At 67.0% G+C, this 17056-nt stretch carries 21 protein-coding genes; 11 read left to right on the forward strand and 10 right to left on the reverse strand.

Annotation, left to right across the window (positions count from 1 at the left end; genetic code table 11):
• Positions 1-4: 4 nt before the first annotated feature.
• The 5 genes from ACYDAT_RS05990 to pilG are packed head-to-tail and all read right to left on the reverse strand — an operon-like array spanning position 5 to position 4245.
• Complete coding sequence (locus tag ACYDAT_RS05990) at positions 5-871, reverse strand: CheR family methyltransferase (protein ID WP_461438462.1); 867 nt, start codon at positions 869-871, stop codon at positions 5-7.
• Positions 872-889: 18 nt separating this feature from the next.
• Positions 890-2920, reverse strand: a complete 2031-nt coding sequence (locus ACYDAT_RS05995) for a methyl-accepting chemotaxis protein (protein WP_461438463.1) — start codon at positions 2918-2920, stop codon at positions 890-892.
• Between the two features lie 34 nt (positions 2921-2954).
• On the reverse strand, positions 2955-3482 hold the full coding sequence (locus tag ACYDAT_RS06000; protein WP_461442181.1) for a chemotaxis protein CheW: 528 nt from the start codon (positions 3480-3482) through the stop codon (positions 2955-2957).
• A 22-nt stretch (positions 3483-3504) separates the two neighbouring features.
• The gene (locus tag ACYDAT_RS06005; RefSeq protein ID WP_297903921.1) at positions 3505-3876 is read right to left on the reverse strand and encodes a response regulator; all 372 of its coding nucleotides are present in this window, start codon (positions 3874-3876) and stop codon (positions 3505-3507) included.
• 12 nt (positions 3877-3888) lie between these two features.
• The gene (gene pilG / locus ACYDAT_RS06010) at positions 3889-4245 is read right to left on the reverse strand and encodes a twitching motility response regulator PilG (protein WP_081128981.1); all 357 of its coding nucleotides are present in this window, start codon (positions 4243-4245) and stop codon (positions 3889-3891) included.
• A gap of 281 nt (positions 4246-4526) precedes the next feature.
• Between pilG and gshB the strand changes: the two genes are divergently transcribed.
• Genes gshB through ACYDAT_RS06035 form a run of 5 tightly spaced genes read left to right on the forward strand, consistent with a single transcriptional unit; the run spans position 4527 to position 8348 of the window.
• The gene (gene gshB, locus ACYDAT_RS06015; RefSeq protein ID WP_461448994.1) at positions 4527-5486 is read left to right on the forward strand and encodes a glutathione synthase; all 960 of its coding nucleotides are present in this window, start codon (positions 4527-4529) and stop codon (positions 5484-5486) included.
• Positions 5483-6361 (forward strand): energy transducer TonB, encoded by an 879-nt coding sequence (locus tag ACYDAT_RS06020; RefSeq protein WP_461438466.1) that lies wholly within the window; start codon positions 5483-5485, stop codon positions 6359-6361. Before gshB ends, ACYDAT_RS06020 begins: the two co-directional genes overlap by 4 nt.
• Positions 6362-6418: 57 nt before the next feature.
• The gene (locus ACYDAT_RS06025; RefSeq protein WP_297903930.1) at positions 6419-6982 is read left to right on the forward strand and encodes a YqgE/AlgH family protein; all 564 of its coding nucleotides are present in this window, start codon (positions 6419-6421) and stop codon (positions 6980-6982) included.
• Positions 6979-7446, forward strand: coding sequence for a Holliday junction resolvase RuvX (ruvX, locus tag ACYDAT_RS06030; RefSeq protein ID WP_461448996.1), 468 nt, complete (start codon positions 6979-6981; stop codon positions 7444-7446). The genes ACYDAT_RS06025 and ruvX overlap by 4 nt, the downstream gene beginning before the upstream one ends.
• Positions 7422-8348, forward strand: coding sequence for an aspartate carbamoyltransferase catalytic subunit (locus ACYDAT_RS06035; protein WP_461438468.1), 927 nt, complete (start codon positions 7422-7424; stop codon positions 8346-8348). Before ruvX ends, ACYDAT_RS06035 begins: the two co-directional genes overlap by 25 nt.
• A gap of 30 nt (positions 8349-8378) precedes the next feature.
• Here ACYDAT_RS06035 and ACYDAT_RS06040 read toward each other — a convergent pair whose 3' ends face one another.
• Both ACYDAT_RS06040 and ACYDAT_RS06045 read right to left on the reverse strand, forming a co-directional pair.
• Positions 8379-9527 carry a PilT/PilU family type 4a pilus ATPase gene (locus tag ACYDAT_RS06040; RefSeq protein ID WP_297918441.1) on the reverse strand — a complete coding sequence of 383 codons (1149 nt, stop codon included), beginning with the start codon at positions 9525-9527 and terminating at the stop codon, positions 8379-8381.
• A gap of 117 nt (positions 9528-9644) precedes the next feature.
• Positions 9645-10685, reverse strand: a complete 1041-nt coding sequence (locus ACYDAT_RS06045; RefSeq protein ID WP_081128995.1) for a type IV pilus twitching motility protein PilT — start codon at positions 10683-10685, stop codon at positions 9645-9647.
• A gap of 105 nt (positions 10686-10790) precedes the next feature.
• On the opposite strand from ACYDAT_RS06045, the gene ACYDAT_RS06050 reads away from it, so the two are divergent.
• From ACYDAT_RS06050 to ACYDAT_RS06070, 5 genes are all read left to right on the forward strand, one after another.
• Positions 10791-11450, forward strand: a complete 660-nt coding sequence (locus tag ACYDAT_RS06050) for a YggS family pyridoxal phosphate-dependent enzyme (protein WP_461449047.1) — start codon at positions 10791-10793, stop codon at positions 11448-11450.
• 213 nt (positions 11451-11663) lie between these two features.
• Complete coding sequence (proC, locus tag ACYDAT_RS06055) at positions 11664-12557, forward strand: pyrroline-5-carboxylate reductase (protein ID WP_461448998.1); 894 nt, start codon at positions 11664-11666, stop codon at positions 12555-12557.
• Positions 12554-13135, forward strand: coding sequence for a YggT family protein (locus ACYDAT_RS06060; RefSeq protein ID WP_461438471.1), 582 nt, complete (start codon positions 12554-12556; stop codon positions 13133-13135). The genes proC and ACYDAT_RS06060 overlap by 4 nt, the downstream gene beginning before the upstream one ends.
• Before the next feature lie 8 nt (positions 13136-13143).
• Positions 13144-13581 (forward strand): DUF4426 domain-containing protein, encoded by a 438-nt coding sequence (locus ACYDAT_RS06065; RefSeq protein ID WP_461449000.1) that lies wholly within the window; start codon positions 13144-13146, stop codon positions 13579-13581.
• 11 nt (positions 13582-13592) lie between these two features.
• Complete coding sequence (locus ACYDAT_RS06070) at positions 13593-14282, forward strand: histidine phosphatase family protein (protein WP_461449002.1); 690 nt, start codon at positions 13593-13595, stop codon at positions 14280-14282.
• A 21-nt stretch (positions 14283-14303) separates the two neighbouring features.
• On the opposite strand, the gene ACYDAT_RS06075 is transcribed toward ACYDAT_RS06070, so the two are convergent.
• Positions 14304-15101 carry a cobalamin-binding protein gene (locus ACYDAT_RS06075; RefSeq protein ID WP_461449004.1) on the reverse strand — a complete coding sequence of 266 codons (798 nt, stop codon included), beginning with the start codon at positions 15099-15101 and terminating at the stop codon, positions 14304-14306.
• A 97-nt stretch (positions 15102-15198) separates the two neighbouring features.
• On the reverse strand, positions 15199-15798 hold the full coding sequence (gene pdxH, locus ACYDAT_RS06080; RefSeq protein ID WP_461438475.1) for a pyridoxamine 5'-phosphate oxidase: 600 nt from the start codon (positions 15796-15798) through the stop codon (positions 15199-15201).
• Positions 15799-15853: 55 nt separating this feature from the next.
• Here pdxH and ACYDAT_RS06085 point away from each other — a divergent pair, with 55 nt between their 5' ends.
• Positions 15854-16744 carry a kinase gene (locus ACYDAT_RS06085; RefSeq protein WP_461449005.1) on the forward strand — a complete coding sequence of 297 codons (891 nt, stop codon included), beginning with the start codon at positions 15854-15856 and terminating at the stop codon, positions 16742-16744.
• Here ACYDAT_RS06085 and ACYDAT_RS06090 read toward each other — a convergent pair.
• Complete coding sequence (locus ACYDAT_RS06090; RefSeq protein ID WP_297918412.1) at positions 16708-17055, reverse strand: YbjQ family protein; 348 nt, start codon at positions 17053-17055, stop codon at positions 16708-16710. The two genes, ACYDAT_RS06085 and ACYDAT_RS06090, sit on opposite strands and share 37 nt — an antisense overlap.
• Position 17056: the final 1 nt, after the last annotated feature.

Raw genomic sequence — 17056 nt, forward strand, 5'->3', positions numbered from 1 at the left:
CGCTTCAGCCGCGGCGCTGATAGGCCAGCGTGCCCTGCCAGGCCACCCGCGTCAGCGCGGGGTGGCTCCAGCTGGTGACCTCGCCGGGCCCGATCAGCAGCAGGCCCTCTGGTTCAAGGAGACCCGCCAGTCCGTCCAGCAACTCGCGGCGACGCTCGCGCGCGAAGTACATGAGCACGTTCTGGCAGAAAATCAGATTCAGGCGCTGCAGCGGCGCCGCGGCGGCCTGCAGCAGGTTGACGCGCGCGAACGCCACGCGCTTGCGCAAGCTGGCGATGGGCGTGAACGCCTCTTCGCCGCGCATCTCGACGTACTCGGCACGGTATTGCGCCGGGATTTCCTCGATGCGGCCGCGCGGGTAGATCGCGGCACGCGCCGTGGCCACCGCCGCCGCGCTGACGTCGCTGGCGGTCACGCCGAAATGCAGCTTGCCGCCGTGACCGAGCAGGCCATGGTGCAGGACCATGGCCAGCGACCACGCCTCCTCGCCACTGGCGCAGCCCACGCTCCACGCGTGCAGCGCACCGATGCCGCTGGCCAGGCGCTCGGGCAGCCAGCGCTCACGAATCAGATCGAACGAGGGCATGTGCCGGAAGAAGCGCGTTTCATGCACGGTGAGGCGGTCGACCAGCGTCGCCCATTCCACCGCGCCCGCGCCCGGCGCGCTGATGTGCTCGAAGTAGTGACTGAAGTTGCTGTAACCCACTTCGCGCATGCGCGCTCGCACCGCGCTGACCAGGAACGGCTTGCGCTGCGGCGCCACGACCACGCCGGTGCGCTGCTCGAGCAGGGCCACCCAGCGCGCGAACACCACCTCGTCCATGCCGGCGAGGACAAGTGCGGCATCGTGGGGGTTGAGCGCGACGGCCATGGGCTGTGATTCTCCCGCTCAGCCCGGCAGCTTGAAGTCGGCGACCGAACGGCGCAGATCCTGCGCCATCTGCGCCAGATTGCCGATCGACTCGGCGGTCTGACTGGCGCCCGTCGAAGTCTGCGAGGTGATCTCCTGGATCACGTTCATGGTCGAGGAGATATTGGTCGCCGCCGCGGACTGCTGGCGCGCGGCCTCGGAGATGTTCTGGATGAGGTCGGCCAGATCATTGGAGACTTTTTCGATTTCGCCCAGCGCGGCGCCGGCATCCTCGGCGCGGCGCGCTCCGGTAACCACTTCGGCCGTGGTCTGCTCCATCGAGTTGACCGCCTCGTTGGTGTCCGACTGAATCGCCTGCACCAGCGCCTCGATGCGCTTGGTCGCCGTCGCCGAGCGCTCCGCCAGACGCTGCACTTCGTCGGCCACCACCGCGAAACCACGGCCAGCCTCGCCTGCCGAGGCCGCCTGGATGGCGGCGTTCAGCGCCAGAATGTTGGTCTGCTCGGCGATGTCGTTGATCAGTTCCACGATCGAACCGATTTCCTGCGAGGACTCACCCAGGCGCTTGATGCGCTTGGAGGTTTCCTGGATCTGGTCGCGGATCGCGTCCATGCCGGCGATGGTCTGGCGCACCACCGCGGCGCCCTTGCCGGCGATCTGCACCGAGCGCAGCGCCACCTCCACCGATTCGGACGAGTTTTTCGACACCTCGTCGATCGATACCGCCATCTCGTTGATGGCCGCCGAGGCCGAGGTGATCTGCTGCGCCTGATGCTCGGCAGCCTCGGCCAGATGCGTGGCGGTGGCTTGGGTTTCCTGCGCCGCCGCGGACACCTGCACCGCGGTTTCGTTGATGGTGGACACCAGGCTGCGCAAGGCTTCCACGGCGAAGTTCACCGAGTCGGCGATGGCGCCGGTGATGTCCTCGGTGACCGTGGCGCGCACGGTGAGATCGCCCTCGGCCAGCGAGCCCATTTCGTCGAGCAGCCGCAAAATGGCTTCCTGGTTGCGCTGATTCAGTTCACCCGAGGCCGCGAGGCGCTGCTTCTGCGCACGCGACTGCGCGAACACCAGCAGCAGGGCGAACAGGATGGCGCCGGCAGCACCCAGCGCGCCCAGCCAGACGTTGGGGAACGGACGCTGCAGCGGCAGCTTATCCAGCCGCGTGGACACGTCGCTGGCGCGCAATAGCACCGACTGCGAGTCCACCGACGCTTGATTGGCGGCCTGTTTGACCTCGACCAGGGTCGGCGCGGCGGCGAGCAGCTTGTTGAGCGGATTGGATACGCCCTGCCAACCCTTGTTCACGGTTTCGAGGATATTGCGCGCGGCCGGCTGTGGCAGCGCGCTCACGCCGACCTCGCTGTTGCCCTGGATCAGGCCGCTGAGCACCGCTCCATAAAGCTGCGCGTCGCGGGCAAGACCATCGGCGGCGGTCTGCGCGTCTTCGCCACCAGTCTGCACTTCCAGCGCGCGACGGATCATGCGGTCGCCCAGCAGCATCTGGTTGACCACAGTGTAAGTCTGGTTGGCGCTGCCGCCGCCTTGTTTGACGATGCTGGCCACTTGATCCATGCGCGAATCGAGCACCGGCACCTCGCGGGTGAAGGCATCGGTCTGCTGCTTGGAATCCAGCACCAACTCCTTGTTGCGCAGGATCTTGGTCAGATCGCCGTCCAACTGGGCCCAGGACTTGTCCAGTGCCGTGATGGCCGGACCGACGCCGGCGCTGGCGTTGCCGTAGCCCGGCATGCCGGTATCGGAATCGCCGTTCTTGAGCTTCCTGATCAGGCTGTCAAGCGTGGCGCGGGTGGCGTCCAGCTCCTTGAACGAATCCAGGTTGCCGCTGGCCGATTCCAGCGCGAACTTGGCGGTGGACTGCGACAACACCTGGATTTGCGTGGTCAGGTTGGCCGCGTCGCGTTCGTGCTTGCTGTTCAATGTCAGCCAACCGAAGTCGATCACGGCGAGCGCGATCGAAAGCAGCAGCAACACGATCCAAATCGTGTTGCTGCGCTCCTTGCCGATGACGTTGCTGGTAGCGCTCATGCCTTCACCTCACCCGGAAATTGCGCCGCACGCATCACGCGGCAGCCTGTTGGAAATCGGCTGCGCGGGTCAGGCGCAGCATGCTGAATACGCCCAGACGCTGGGCTTCGATGCGCACGTTGCGCTCGACAAAACGCTGCAGGCGCGGATCGTCCTCGCCCTCGGCGTCGGACTGCATTTCGAGCGTCAGGCTACGCTGCCCACTGACCTCATCGACCAGCAGGCCGACGCTGCCACTGTTGCCCTGACGCACCAGCAGCACGCGCGTGCGCTCGCCGATCAGGGTGGCACTGCCAAACAGAAACAGTCCCAGATCGACCACCGGCACCAGATTGCCGCGTACATTGGCAACGCCAAGCAGCCAAGGCTGGGTGCCGGGCACCGGCGTCAACACCTGCGGCACCATGATTTCGTTGACCTCGCCGATGCTGCTGGCCAGCCGGCGCGCGCCAACGCGAAAGGCAATGCCGCGCCACAGTCCGGGTGCCTCGATCTGTTCCGGCGCGCCAGCCTGGTGCACGAGACTGAGGCGCTCGTATTCGGCCAGGATCGCGAAGGGCATTTCGACACTCATCGCGCGCGCCTCATCCGGCCTGAACCAGCAGTTTCTGGATGCGCGCCAGCAATTCCTTCTCGCCTACCGGCTTGGTCAGAAAATCCCTGGCGCCCTGACGCAGGCCCCAGACGCGATCGGTTTCCATGCTCTTGGTGGTGATGATCAGCACCGGCACATTCTGCGTGGCTGGATCGCGGGTGAGGGTGCGCGTGGCCTGAAAGCCGTTCATGCCGGGCATGATCACGTCCATGATCACCAGATCCGGGCGCAGACTTCGCGCCATCTCGATGCCCTGCTCGGCGCTGCTGGCGCTGGACACGCGGTGCCCGGCACGCTCGAGCAGCGTGGTGAACACGCGCACGTCAGTGGGCGAATCGTCGACGATGAGGATATGCGCCATGACGGGCCGGCCTCAGTGCGCGTCCACGTGGGAGCGGATCGCATCGAGCAGCTCCTCGCGGGTGAAGGGTTTGGTCAGGTACTGATCGGAGCCGCAGATGCGTCCGCGCGCCTTGTCGAACAGGCCGTCCTTGGAGGACAGCATCACCACCGGCACGTGGCGGAAATTCTGGTTGTTCTTGATCAGCGCGCAGGTCTGGTAGCCATCCAGGCGCGGCATCATGATGTCCACGAAGATGATATGCGGCTGCAGGTCGGAGATCTTGGCCAGTGCCTCGAACCCGTCCACCGCGGTCACCACCTCGTAGCCTTCCTTTTTCAGCAACGTTTCGGCGGTGCGGCGGATGGTCTTGGAGTCATCGATCACCATCACACGCAGCGTCGGGCTGCCGGTATTGCTGGTTGCTAGCACTTGTCACCCCCGCCGCGTCAGGGTCGCTGCGGCTTGTGGAAACATGCAAACCGCGTGCCGGAACCCAAGGTCCCGACGCGGGGTGCACAGTCGCGGACCTCGCATCCGCTGTAGATGAGCTGTTTAACGCGCGTTTATGCGAAGTGTCAAGTTGAGCGTGCAAGTTCTTGTCGGCGATGATGCTTTGGTGAACTTTGCACATTGCGTGATGGCCGTCACGCCCGACCCCCGGAGAGCCCATGAACAGCAGTACTGCATCCAGCCTCGCCATCCTCATGGACCCGATCACGCACATCAAGCCGTACAAGGATTCCTCGCTGGCGATGTTACTGGAGGCGCAGCGCCGTGGCTGGGCACTGCACTATCTCGAACAAGGCGACCTGGCCATGCGCGTCGGCGAGCCCTGGGTGCGACTGCGGCCGCTGGTGGTGCGTGATGATGCCCATGACTGGTTCGGCCTGGGTGACGCGCAGTGGCAACCTCTGACGCAGATGCGCCTGATCCTGGCGCGCAAGGATCCACCGCTGGACAGCGAGTTCCTGTACGACACGCAGGTGCTGCAACGTGCCGCTGATGCAGGCGTGCTGGTGATCAACCCACCGCAGGCACTGCGCGACTGCAACGAAAAACTCTACGCGTTGCAGTTTCCGCAGTGCTGCGCCCCCACCTTGGTGGCGCGCGAGCGCGCCGCGCTGCGCGCCTTCGCCGCCGAGCACGGCGAGATCGTGCTCAAACCACTGGACGGCATGGGCGGGCGCGGCATCTTCCGCAGCGCCGCGCACGATCCCAACCTCAACGCGATCCTCGAAACCATGGTCGGCGAAGACGCCCGCTTCGCCCTCGCGCAAAAGTTCATTCCCGCCATCCGCGAGGGCGACAAGCGCATTCTGGTGATCGACGGCGAACCAGTGCCGTTCGCGCTGGCGCGCATCCCGCAGGGTGACGAGTTCCGTGGCAATCTGGCCGCCGGCGGGCGCGGCGTGGGCGTGCCGCTGAGCGCGCGCGACCGCTGGATCGTCAGCCAGGTGGCCCAGGACTTGCGCCGGCGCGGGCTGCTGTTCGTGGGCCTGGACGTGATCGGCGACTGGTTGACCGAAATCAACATCACCTCGCCGACCTGCATACGCGAGCTTGATGCCCAATTCGGGCTGAACATCGCCGCGACGCTGTTCGATGCCATCGAGCGCAAGCTGGCGTGACGCGCACCCCCGCCCCGGATCAAGGCAACGAACGCATCAGCGTGACCCTGCTGTTTTCGCTGATCGTGCACGTGGTGCTGATACTGGGTCTGGGCTTCAGCATCGAACCACCGCGTCCCAGCCTGCCGGCGCTGGACATCACCCTGCTGCACACGGCCAACGCCGAAACACCGCGGCGCGCGGATTTCCTCGCCCAGGCCAACAACGCCGGCGGTGGCAACAGCGCGCACGCGCACAAGCCCGGGGCGCCGTTTTCCACGCCGCTGCCAGACGGCCGCGGACAAGCGCCGCGGCATGTCGATCCGGCCGCGCCGGCACCCACCGAGGCTCGCGGCCCCGAACTGGTGACCACGCGCGGTACCAGCCGCTTCAGCGTGGATTCGCGCCCGGCCACGCGCCCAGCGCCGGCACGACCCCTGCCGCAGGCGCCGATTCCGGCCTATGAGCGCGAACAAATGGCCCAACTCAGCGCCGAAGTGCGCGCCGAACGCGCAGCCTACGCACGGCGCCCGCACCTCAAGTTCATCTCGGCCAACACGCGCGAATACGCCTTCGCCGCCTACATGGCGGCCTGGGTGGAGCGCATCGAGCGCATCGGCAATCTCAACTACCCCGAGACCGCGCGCGCCGGACATCTGCACGGCGAGCTGATCCTCACCGTGGGCATCGGCCGCGATGGCGCGGTGCGCAGTCTGGATATCGTCAAGTCATCGGGCATTCCGCTACTGGATCAGGCGGCCGAGCGCATCGTGCGCATGGCAGCGCCGTTTCCGCCATTGCCGCAAAACGATGGCCGTCTCGATGAGCTGTATATCACCCGCACCTGGCAGTTCCTGCCTGGCGGCAGGCTGCGTCAGCATGCGGTGCAACGCTGAACGGAACCTCGAAACGCGTCCTGCGGCGGGCAACCGCAGCGCGGCTACAATACGAGCATGACCGCAACCAGCACGCTCACCGGCCACCTGCTGATCGCCATGCCCGGGCTGCGCGATCCCGATTTCGAGCACACCGTCACGCTGATCTGCCAGCACAACGAGGACGGCGCGCTCGGCCTGGTGGTCAATCGGACCTCCGATTACCGCCTGCAGGATCTGCTGCAGCAAATGGATATCAGCACCGACGATGACCCGCTCGCGCAGCAAGCCGTGCTGGCTGGTGGCCCGCTGCAGCGCGAGCGCGGCTTCGTACTGCACAATCTGGATGGGCGCTGGGCATCAAGCTACGCCATCGATGAGCAGCTGATGCTGACCACCTCGCGCGACATTCTCGAAGCCATCGCCGCCGGGCGCGGTCCGCAACAGATGCTGATCGCGCTGGGTTATGCCGGCTGGGAACCCGGCCAGCTCGAGCGCGAATTGCGCGACAACGCCTGGCTGACCGTCGCCGCGGACAACGAACTGTTGTTCGAGGTGCCGCTGGAACAGCGCTGGAGCGCCGCCGCAGCGCGCATGGGCGTGGATGCGCAGCGCCTCGCCCACTACGCCGGCAACGCATGAGCGCAGCCCTCGGCGCGCGCGTGGGCAACGTGCTGGGCTTCGATTTCGGCCTGCGCTGCATCGGCGTTGCCGTGGGCACGACCCTCGCCGCCAGTGCACGCCCGCTGGCCGTGCTGACCGCGCATTCGGGAGCCCCCGACTGGAGTGAACTCGATGCGCTGCTGCGCGCCTGGAGCCCGCTGGCGCTGGTCGTCGGCCTGCCGCTGGATGGCGATGGCAGCGAGCAACCGATCACGTGCGCCGCGCGCGGTTTCGCCGCACAACTGCGCCAGCGCTACCGCATCGACGTGCACCTGTGCGACGAGCGCCATAGCTCGCAGGAGGCCGCGCGCCGCTTCGCCACGCAGCGCGCGGCCGGGCAGCGGCGCAAGCGCGATGCCGCGCAGCTCGACGCGCTGGCGGCGGCGGTCATCCTCGAATCCTGGCTGAGCGAAACCTCATGCACCCGCACCTGCGCCACCTGATCACGCTGCAAAACCTCAGCGCCGAGACGCTGCTGCACCTGCTCGATCGCGCCGAGGCGCTGCGTGTGGCCAGCGCCCATGGCACGCGCAAGCTCGATCTGCTGCACGGACGCACGGTGCTGAATCTGTTTTTCGAACCATCCACGCGCACGCGCACCTCGTTCGAGCTGGCCGCGCGCCGGCTCAGCGCCGACGTGGTCAATTTCGATATCGCCAACTCCTCGACCAACAAGGGCGAAACCTTGCTGGACACGCTGCATACGCTGGAGGCGATGCATCTCGACGCGCTGATCGTGCGCCACCGGGAAAACGGCACGCCCGAGTTCATGGTGCGTCACGCCGCCAGCGGCGTCAGCGTGATCAATGCCGGCGATGGTCATCACGCGCATCCGACCCAGGGCCTGCTGGATGCGCTGACCGTGCGCCAGCACCGCCGCAACCTCGACGCGCTGACGGTGACCATCTGCGGCGACGTGCTGCATTCGCGCGTGGCGCGCTCCGACGTGCATGCCTTCCAGATCCTCGGCGTGCGCGAGCTGCGCCTGTGCGGACCGCAGGCGCTGCTGCCGACCGCTGCAGAATTCCCCGACTGCACGCTGGGCGATGATTTCGACGCCGCGGTGGCCGGCAGCGATGTGATCATCATGCTGCGCCTGCAGAAGGAGCGCATGATCGCCACCCTGCTGCCCGACGAAGACGCGTACTTCGCGCGCTACGGGCTGACCAGCGCGCGCCTGAAACGCGCCGCGCCAGGCGCCCTGGTGCTGCACCCGGGGCCGATCAACCGTGGCATCGAGATCGCCTCGGAAGTGGCCGATGGCATGCAGTCGCGCATCCTCGAACAAGTCGCCAACGGCGTGTTCGTGCGCATGGCGGTGCTGGCGGAACTGCTGGCGCGGTAAAGGCGGCGCGCCGGGCGGCGCGCCGCGCGCTCAGCGGCGCAATTCGTTGGGCGTGGTTTCCAGCAGCTCGACCTCGCCCAGCCCTTGCGACAGCGTGTTGGCATCGCCACCCTGCGCCAGCTTGATGCTCAAACGCACCTCGTTCGAGCTGTCGGCATGGCGCAACGCATCGTCGTAGGTGATCTCGCCGGCGTGGTACAGCTCCACCAGGCTTTGATCGAAGGTGCGCATGCCGAGATTGGTGGATTCCTTCATCACTTCCTTGAGCCGGTGCACCTCGCCCTTGCGGATGTAATCCGACACCAGCGGCGTGCCCAGCATGATCTCCACCGCCACGCGGCGCGCCTTGCCGTCCGGCGTCGGAATCAACTGCTGCGCGATCACGCCCTTGAGGTTGAGCGACAGGTCCATGAACAACTGCTCGCGCACGTCGATCGGGAAGAAATGGATGATGCGCTCCATCGCCTGATTGGCGTTGTTGGCGTGCAGCGTGCACAACACCAGGTGTCCGGTTTCGGCGAAGTTGACCGCATGGTTCATGGTCTCGCGCGTGCGCACCTCACCGATCATGATCACGTCCGGCGCCTGGCGCAGGGTGTTCTTCAGCGCGTTCTCCCAACTGTCGGTGTCGATGCCGAGTTCGCGCTGGGTGATGATGCAGCCCTCATGCTTGTGCACGTACTCGATCGGATCCTCGATGGTGACGATGTGCCCGGTGGAATTCTGGTTGCGGTAGCCGATCATCGCAGCCAGCGAGGTGGATTTGCCCGCGCCGGTGGCGCCGACGAAGATGATGATGCCGCGCTTGGTCATCGCCAACTGCTTGAGGATCGGCGGCAGATTGAGTTCCTCCACGGTGGGAATGCGCGTCTCCAGGCGGCGCAGCACCATGCCCACGCAGTTGCGCTGGTAGAACGCGCTGACACGGAAACGACCGACGCCGCTGAGGCTGATGGCGAACTGACACTCATGGGTCTTCTCGAACTCCTCGCGCTGCGCCGGCGTCATTACGTTGAGCACCATGTCACGCGCCTGGCTGGCGGTGAGCGGCCCCTGCGTGATCGGCGTGATGCGGCCATTGATCTTGATCGACGGCGCGACGCCCGCGGTCACGAACAGATCCGAGGCCTTCTTGTGCGCCATCAGCTTGAGATAACTGGTGAAATCCGGCGTGCTCATCGCGCCCTCCCGAGATGCGCCGCATGCCACGGCGCGGCCAACCGTTGGTCCAGCACGGCGGCAAGCACCGCGCCCTCCCTGCAACGCTACACCCGGGGCGATACCCGCGCGAGCGTCTCAGGCCCTGAAAATGTCCTTGTTCTTGGCGTATTCCAGCGCGTTCTGGCGCGTGATCGAGCCGCGCTTGACCATGTCCTGGAGGCATTGGTCCATGGTCTGCATGCCGTACTGCTGGCCGGTCTGGATCGAGGAATACATCTGCGCGACCTTGTCCTCGCGGATCAGATTGCGGATCGCGGGGATGCCGACCATGATCTCGTGCGCGGCGATGCGCCCGCCACCGACTTTCTTCAGCAGCGATTGCGCGACCACCGCGCGCAGGCTCTCGGACAGCATCGAGCGCACCATGGGTTTCTCACCGGCCGGGAACACGTCGATGATGCGGTCGATGGTTTTGGCTGCCGACGAAGTATGCAGCGTGGCGAACACCAGGTGTCCGGTTTCCGCGGCGGTCAGCGCCAGGCGGATGGTCTCGATGTCGCGCATCTCGCCGACCAGGATGAAATCGGGGTCTTCGCGCAGCGCCGAGCGCAGCGCCTCGTTGAAGCCGTGCGTGTCGCGGTGCACTTCGCGCTGGTTGATCAGGCATTTCTGCGAGGTGTGCACGAACTCGATCGGATCCTCGATGGTGAGGATGTGGCCGTAGTTGTTCTTGTTGACATAATCGACCATCGCCGCCAGCGTCGTCGATTTGCCTGAACCGGTTGGCCCGGTGCACAGGATCAGGCCCTGCGGCTGGTCGATGAGATCCTTGAATATTTTTGGCGCGCCCAGGTCTTCCAGCGTCCACACCTCGGAGGGAATGGTGCGAAACACCGCCGCGGCGCCGCGGTTCTGGTTGAAGGCGTTGACGCGAAAACGCGCCAGCCCGGCGATCTCGAAGGAAAAATCGACTTCGAGGAATTCCTCGTAGTCGCGACGCTGCTTGTCCGACATGATGTCGTAGATCAGCGCATGTACCTGCTTGTGCTCCAGCGCCGGCACGTTGATGCGGCGCACATCGCCATCGACGCGGATCATCGGCGGCAAACCCGCCGACAAATGCAAGTCCGAGGCTTTATTCTTGACCGAAAATGCGAGCAGTTCGGCGATATCCATGCGCGACTCCCCCCAAACCGCCCACGGCGGCATCGTCAGCATCAGGTTTGAGTATAGCCCGCCGACGCGCTGCCGCAGCAGGCACCGCGCTTGAACGCCGGGTGTATCACGCTTGAGGCTATCCGCGCGCGTATCGCCGCCGCGCAAATGCCAGCGGCGCCAGCGGCAAGACTGCTCGCCGTGTCCAAGACCCGGCCAGCCAGCGCCGTGCGCGCCCTCGCCACCTGTGGACAGCGCCACTTCGGCGAAAACTACGTGCAGGAGGCCTTGGCCAAGCAGCGCGAACTGGCCGATCTGCCCCTGCGATGGCACCTGATCGGCCCGCTGCAATCCAACAAGTGCCGCGAGGTCGCGCGGCATTTCGACTGGCTGGAAAGCCTCGATCGCGCCAAGCTGGTGGCACTGCTGGATGCCGCACGCCCGGCCGCGCTGCCGCCATTGAATGTGCTCATCCAGGTCAATATCGACGACGAAGCCGGCAAATCCGGCTGCAAGCCCGCTCAGACTGCCGAGCTGGCGCGGCTGCTCGCGCAAGCGCCACGCCTCGCGCTGCGCGGGCTGATGGCGATTCCCGCGCCGGTGCCCGACCGCGCGCAGCGCGTTGCTGCCTTCCGACGCATGCGCGCACTGTTCGATGCGTTGCGCATGCAGCATTCCACCCTCGACACTTTGTCGATGGGCATGAGTGACGATTACGAGTTGGCCATCGCCTGCGGCGCCACCGAAGTGCGCGTGGGCAGTGCCTTGTTCGGGCCGCGCAGGTGAAATCCCGGAACTCGGAACTCGGAACTCGGAACTCGGAACTCGGAACTCGGAACTCGGAACTCGGAACTCGGAACTCGGAACTCGGAACTCGGAACTCGGAACTCGGAGAAAGGCTACGACCAGACCGCAACGGAACAAGCCCCGGCTTCCACTGTCGCGGCTGATATGCCCCTAGAATCCAGAATCGGAAATTCCTGAATCGCTGACGCCCGCATGCACCCGTCTTCACCCGAGTCCCGAGTCCCGAGTCCCGAGTCCCGGACGTCTGCCCCACGTCCCGCGTCCCGGCCCATCGCCTTCCTCGGCGGTGGCAACATGGCGCGGGCGCTGATCAGCGGTCTGTTGCGCGGCGGCGTGCCGAGCACGGACTTGCGCGTGGCCGAACCGCGCGCCGAGGCGCGTGCCGAACTGGCGCAGACTTTCGGCATCGCCACGCACGCCGATAACCCTTCCGCGGCGCGCGGCGCGGCGCTGTGGGTGCTGGCGGTCAAGCCCCAGATCTTGCGCGAAGTATGCGTGGGGCTGGCTCCGCTGGCGCAATCCGAGCGCCCCGTGGTGCTGTCGATCGCGGCGGGCATTCGCAGCGCGCAGGTTGCGCAATGGCTGGGCGGCAGCATCGCCGTGGTGCGCGCCATGCCCAACACGCCAGCGCTGCTGGGCGCGAGCGCTACGGGCCTCTTCGCCAATGCACAAGTAAACGCGGATGGCCGTGCGCTGGCCACGCGCGTGATGCAGACCGCGGGCCTGTGCTGCTGGATCGAGGACGAGGCGCAGATGGATGTCGTCACCGCGCTCTCCGGCTCCGGCCCGGCGTATTTTTTCCTGCTGACCGAAGCACTGGAGGCCGCCGCCGTGGCGCAGGGCTTGCCGCAAAAGATCGCGCGCACGCTGGCCACGCAAACCTGCCTCGGTGCGGGACGCATGCTGCGCGAAGACGGCGCCAGCGCTGCCGAATTGCGCCAGCGCGTGACCTCGCCGGGCGGCACCACCGCCGCCGCGCTGCAGGCCTTTGCCGCCGGCGGCTTTGCCGAGTTGGTGGCCGCCGCGCTGAGCGCCGCCACGCAGCGCGGTGCCGATCTGTCCGCGAGCGCCGAGAACACGCCATGAGCGGCTATCTCGCCAGCGCCGCGCAAATCCTGATCACCTTCGCATTCGGCGCGGTAACGGCGTTGTTCGTGCTGCGCCTGCTGGCCGAGCTGGCGCGGGTGAACTTCTACAACCCGATCTGCCAGTTCCTGTTCCGCGCCACGCATGTGCTGGTCACACCGCTGCGCCGCTTCGTGCCCAGCGTGCGCCGCGCAAGCCTGGCGCCGCTGTTGCTGGCCTATGTGGCGGCGGTGCTGAAAATGCTGCTGCTGATGCTTGTTGCCGGCGTGCTGCCGCACGTGCCGGGCTTGCTGCTGCTGGCGGTGGCCGATCTGCTCGACTTCGTGCTGGTGCTGTACATGGGCATCATCTTCGCCGCCGCGCTGATGGGCATGTTCGCGGTGGAAGACCAGCACCCGCTGGTGCCCTTCATCAACCAGATCGCCGCGCCGGCGCTGCGCCCGTTGCAGCGCGTGGTGCCGTTGCTGGGTGGGCTGGACTTCTCGCCGACGATCGCCATTCTGTTGATCTTGCTGGCACGCGTGCTGCTAGTGCAGCCGCTGTTCGATTTCGCGCAGCGTCTGGCGCTGGGTATCTGAGGTCGCCGATGCGCAACCGTGTCCGCCTCGCCCTGCTCGGCCTGCTGCTGACGCTGCCGCCGTCCACCCTGCACGCGGCCGATGCGGTCAAGACGCAGGGCTATGCGATCTACTACAGCGCGGTCGCCACCGACACCATTCCGATGCAGGTGGCCGCGCGCCACGGCCTGCGCCGCGCGGCTGACGAAGGCGTGGTGAACATCAGCGTGATGCGCGGGCCGGACGCCGCGCGCGGCACGCCGGTGGCGGCCACGGTGCGCGGCGCCGCGTACACGCTGCTGGGCAAGCGCCTGGCGCTGAACTTTCGCGCGGTCGATGACGCCGGCATGGTGTATTACCTCGCCACGCTGCACATTCCGCGTCCGGACACGCTGCGCTTCATGCTCACGGTGACACCCGTGGGCGGCGCGCCGATCGCGGTGGAGTTCAGCCGCGACTTTCCCTGACGCGCATGCGCGTGCTGCTGATCCGCCACGCGCAAGCCGACTGGGGCGGCGCCGATTACGATCGCCTCAGCGCGCTGGGCATGCAGCAGGCCGCGGCGCTGGGGCAGTGGATCGCGCGGGAATCCGGCTGGCGTCCGCAACGACTGATCTGCGGCCCGCGCCGCCGCCATCAACTGACCCTGGCGGCCATCCGCGACGCCCTGCAGATGGCACACGGGGCTGCGCCGGTCGTCGAGATCGAGCACGACTGGGACGACGCCGATGCCGCCGCGCTGCTGGCTGCATTTCGCAACGCGCAACCACGGGCGCCCGAGCTGGCCTGGGTCGCGCCCGGCGCCAGCCCCGCGCAGGCGCGTGCCTTGCTCACCGCGGTATTTTCCGCCTGGCGCGACGGCGCGCTGGACGCCGACCTGCCCGAAACCTGGCGCGCTTTCGCCGCGCGCATCACCCAAGCGCGCGCAGCGCTGACAACGCGCCCCGTGGAACAAGTCCTGTTGGTCAGTTCGGCCGCTGCCATCGCGCGCTGCGCGCAGGCCGCGCAGCAGCTCGACGACGACGCCATGACCGCGCTCAATCTGGGACTGGACAACGCCGCGCTCAGCGAGTTCTCCGTGCAGGACGGCGCCTGGCGACTGCTGCGCTGGAACTGTCTGCCGCACCTCGCCAGCGATTCAGCGCGCGCGCTGGCCAGTACCCACTGATTCACCCCGATCGCGCAAACCTCAATCGCGGCGCAGCGCCCACGCGCGGATGTGCGCGTGCAGCGCGTCCAGTCCGTCGAACAGCGCGGCCGGGCCTGGCTGCAGGATGATCGGCGACTTGATCTCGAACAGTTGCCGCGTGCGCACCGCGCTGATCGCATCCCAGCCCGGACGCGCGGCCACCTGCTCGGGGCGAAAACGCTTGCCGCACCACGAGCCGAAGATGATTTGCGGATCGCGCCGCACCACCTCGCGCGCATCGGCGAGGATGCGGTGTTTCGCCAGCGACTGCGTGCCCAGCTCGGGGAACACGTCCTCGCCGCCGGCGCTGCGCAGCAATTCGGCCACCCACTGGATGCCGGTGATGATGGGCGCGTCCCACTCCTCGAAATACACGCGCGGATGACGCGGCAACGCCGCAGCCGCGACGCGCACGGCATCCACGTGCGTCTCGGCGCGGCGCGCATAGAGCGCGGCCGCATCGCCAGCGCCAACCAGCGCGCCCAGGCGTCGGATGTAATCGAGGATGCCGGCGACGCTGCGGTGATTGCTGATCCACACCTCGACGCCAGCGCGAATCAGCGCCTGCGCGATGTCCGCCTGGATGTCGGAAAACCCGATCGCCAGGTCCGGGCGCAATTCGAGTATGGCGTCGATCTTCGCGCTGGTGAATGCACTGACCCTGGGCTTTTCCCTGCGCGCACGCGGCGGCCGCACGGTGAAGCCGGAGATGCCGACGATGCGCTCCTGCTCACCGAGCGCGTACAGCACCTCGGTGGGCTCCTCGGTCAGGCAAACGATGCGGCGCGGGCCGTGCATAGGAAGCGCCTCAGCGGGACCGGGGACCGGGGACTTGGGAAAAACCGAACCCGGGATTCAAAAGCGTGTGTCTTGCCCGAGTCCCGAGTCGCGGCTTTCACGGATACAACAAGCGTTCGCGCCAGACATCCGCAAAACGCTCCCAGCGACGACGTTCGTGCAGGCGGAATTCGCGCCCGTGCCAAACCTCGATCATGTCCGGCAGCACGCGATAACCACCCCAGTGCGGTGGGCGCGGCACGTCCTTGTCGGCGAACTGCTGTTCGTACTCGGCCACGCGCGCATCGAAGGCCGCGCGATCGGGCAGGGTCTGCGACTGCAGCGAGGCCCAGGCGCCAATCTGGCTGCCGCGCGGCCGCGCGGCGAAGTAAGCATCGGATTCATCGTCGTGCAGGCGCGCGGCGCGACCCTCGATGCGCACTTGCACGCCGCCGGCCTTGACCTCGCCCAGGAGTTTCCAGTACAGGCACAGCGCCACCTCGGCGTGGGCGCGAATCTCCTCGCCCTTGGCGCTGCGGTAATTGGTGTAAAACCGCAGGCCGTCGGCCTCGATACCCTTGAGCAGCACGATGCGGGCATGGGGGCGACCGTCACCGCTGACGGTAGCGAGGGTCATCGCGGTGGCCTCGGGGTCGCCGCAGGCGCGCGCCTGCTCAAGCAGATCGCGCAGGTGTTGCAGGAGTTCGGGGTTGAGCATGGTGTCCTTGAAGATTGCGGCTGCAGCTCGACCGTTCCAAGGGCGAGCCCATGCGTTGAAAACGCGCGATGCTAGCACGTCGGTCGCGGCGCTGACCGCGCGTCTGTGGCCACTGATCGAGGCCACGCTGCGCGGGCGCTCGGCGCCGCTGCGGGTTGGGCTGTCCGGCCTGCAGGGCAGCGGCAAGAGCACGCTGGCGGTGGCGCTGCTACGCGCGGCGCGGCAGCATGGCGTGCCGGCGGCGCGATTGTCGCTGGACGATGTTTATCTGGGCCGCGCAGCACGACAACACATGGCGCGCACACTGCATCCGCTGTGGCTGACACGCGGCGCGCCGGGTACGCACGATCTGCACCTGCTGCGTGCCACGCTGCGCGCGCTGCAACGAGCCAGCGCCGCGCGGCCCGCACGTCTGCCACGCTTCGACAAGGGCCGCGACGCGCGGCAGCCACCCTCGCGCTGGCCACATGTCATCGCACCACCGGCCTTGATCGTGCTGGAAGGCTGGTGCCTGGGCCTGAGGCCACAACATCCGGCGCGGCTGGCGCAGCCCGTCAACGCGCTGGAACGCCACGAGGATGCCGACGGCCGCTGGCGACGCGCGGTCAATGCAGCCCTGGCGTCTTACGCGCCGCTGTGGGATGTACTCGATTTGCGCATCCTGCTGCGCGCACCCGACTTTGCCGCGGCGTGTCGCTGGCGCGCGCAAGCCGAGGCGGCGCTGCGTGCACGGGCTGCGCCGCGCGCGATGGATGCTGTGCGACTGCATCGGTTCATGCAGCACTATCAGCGCCTGAGCGTGCATGCGCTGACCACGCTGCCGCGCTGGGCCGATATTTGCGTGGACCTGGATGCGGCGCGGCGCGCGCGCGCGGTGAGGCTTGCCTGGCGCTTCCGGGAACGCCTGTCTCAGGGCGAGGGTTCAACCACCACCGCGGTGCCATAGGCCAGCACCTCGGTGACGCCATCGGCCACGTCGTTGGCGTCGTAGCGCATCGCCAGCACGGCATTGCCGCCCATCGCCGCCGCGTGCTGGCACATCAGCGCGAAGGCTTCCTCGCGCGCCTTCTCGCACAGCTCGACGTACAACGTGATGTTGCCACCGACCAGGGTTTGCAAGGCCGCGCCGATATTGCCGATGACGCTGCGCGAGCGCACCGTCAGTCCGCGCACGATGCCCAGCGTGCGCACCACGCGGTAGCCGTGCAGTTCATTGGCGGTAGTGACCGCGCCGTGCGGAATCATGTTCGCGCTCATG

The sequence above is a fragment of the Metallibacterium sp. genome (genome assembly GCF_054637675.1).

What these genes read in the sequence shown, in the direction of transcription:
- ACYDAT_RS06040 (WP_297918441.1), bottom strand. Translation starts at nt 9,527, where the DNA reads ATGAGCACGCCGGATTTCACCAGTTATCTCAAGCTGATGGCGCACAAG.
- ACYDAT_RS05995 (WP_461438463.1), bottom strand. Translation starts at nt 2,920, where the DNA reads ATGAGCGCTACCAGCAACGTCATCGGCAAGGAGCGCAGCAACACGATT.
- pilG (WP_081128981.1), bottom strand. Translation starts at nt 4,245, where the DNA reads ATGGTGATCGATGACTCCAAGACCATCCGCCGCACCGCCGAAACGTTG.
- ACYDAT_RS05990 (WP_461438462.1), bottom strand. Translation starts at nt 871, where the DNA reads ATGGCCGTCGCGCTCAACCCCCACGATGCCGCACTTGTCCTCGCCGGC.
- ACYDAT_RS06090 (WP_297918412.1), bottom strand. Translation starts at nt 17,055, where the DNA reads ATGAGCGCGAACATGATTCCGCACGGCGCGGTCACTACCGCCAATGAA.
- gshB (WP_461448994.1), top strand. Translation starts at nt 4,527, where the DNA reads ATGAACAGCAGTACTGCATCCAGCCTCGCCATCCTCATGGACCCGATC.
- ruvX (WP_461448996.1), top strand. Translation starts at nt 6,979, where the DNA reads ATGAGCGCAGCCCTCGGCGCGCGCGTGGGCAACGTGCTGGGCTTCGAT.
- pdxH (WP_461438475.1), bottom strand. Translation starts at nt 15,798, where the DNA reads ATGCTCAACCCCGAACTCCTGCAACACCTGCGCGATCTGCTTGAGCAG.
- ACYDAT_RS06000 (WP_461442181.1), bottom strand. Translation starts at nt 3,482, where the DNA reads ATGCCCTTCGCGATCCTGGCCGAATACGAGCGCCTCAGTCTCGTGCAC.
- ACYDAT_RS06045 (WP_081128995.1), bottom strand. Translation starts at nt 10,685, where the DNA reads ATGGATATCGCCGAACTGCTCGCATTTTCGGTCAAGAATAAAGCCTCG.
- ACYDAT_RS06005 (WP_297903921.1), bottom strand. Translation starts at nt 3,876, where the DNA reads ATGGCGCATATCCTCATCGTCGACGATTCGCCCACTGACGTGCGCGTG.
- ACYDAT_RS06025 (WP_297903930.1), top strand. Translation starts at nt 6,419, where the DNA reads ATGACCGCAACCAGCACGCTCACCGGCCACCTGCTGATCGCCATGCCC.
- ACYDAT_RS06075 (WP_461449004.1), bottom strand. Translation starts at nt 15,101, where the DNA reads ATGCACGGCCCGCGCCGCATCGTTTGCCTGACCGAGGAGCCCACCGAG.
- proC (WP_461448998.1), top strand. Translation starts at nt 11,664, where the DNA reads ATGCACCCGTCTTCACCCGAGTCCCGAGTCCCGAGTCCCGAGTCCCGG.
- ACYDAT_RS06065 (WP_461449000.1), top strand. Translation starts at nt 13,144, where the DNA reads ATGCGCAACCGTGTCCGCCTCGCCCTGCTCGGCCTGCTGCTGACGCTG.
- ACYDAT_RS06060 (WP_461438471.1), top strand. Translation starts at nt 12,554, where the DNA reads ATGAGCGGCTATCTCGCCAGCGCCGCGCAAATCCTGATCACCTTCGCA.
- ACYDAT_RS06035 (WP_461438468.1), top strand. Translation starts at nt 7,422, where the DNA reads ATGCACCCGCACCTGCGCCACCTGATCACGCTGCAAAACCTCAGCGCC.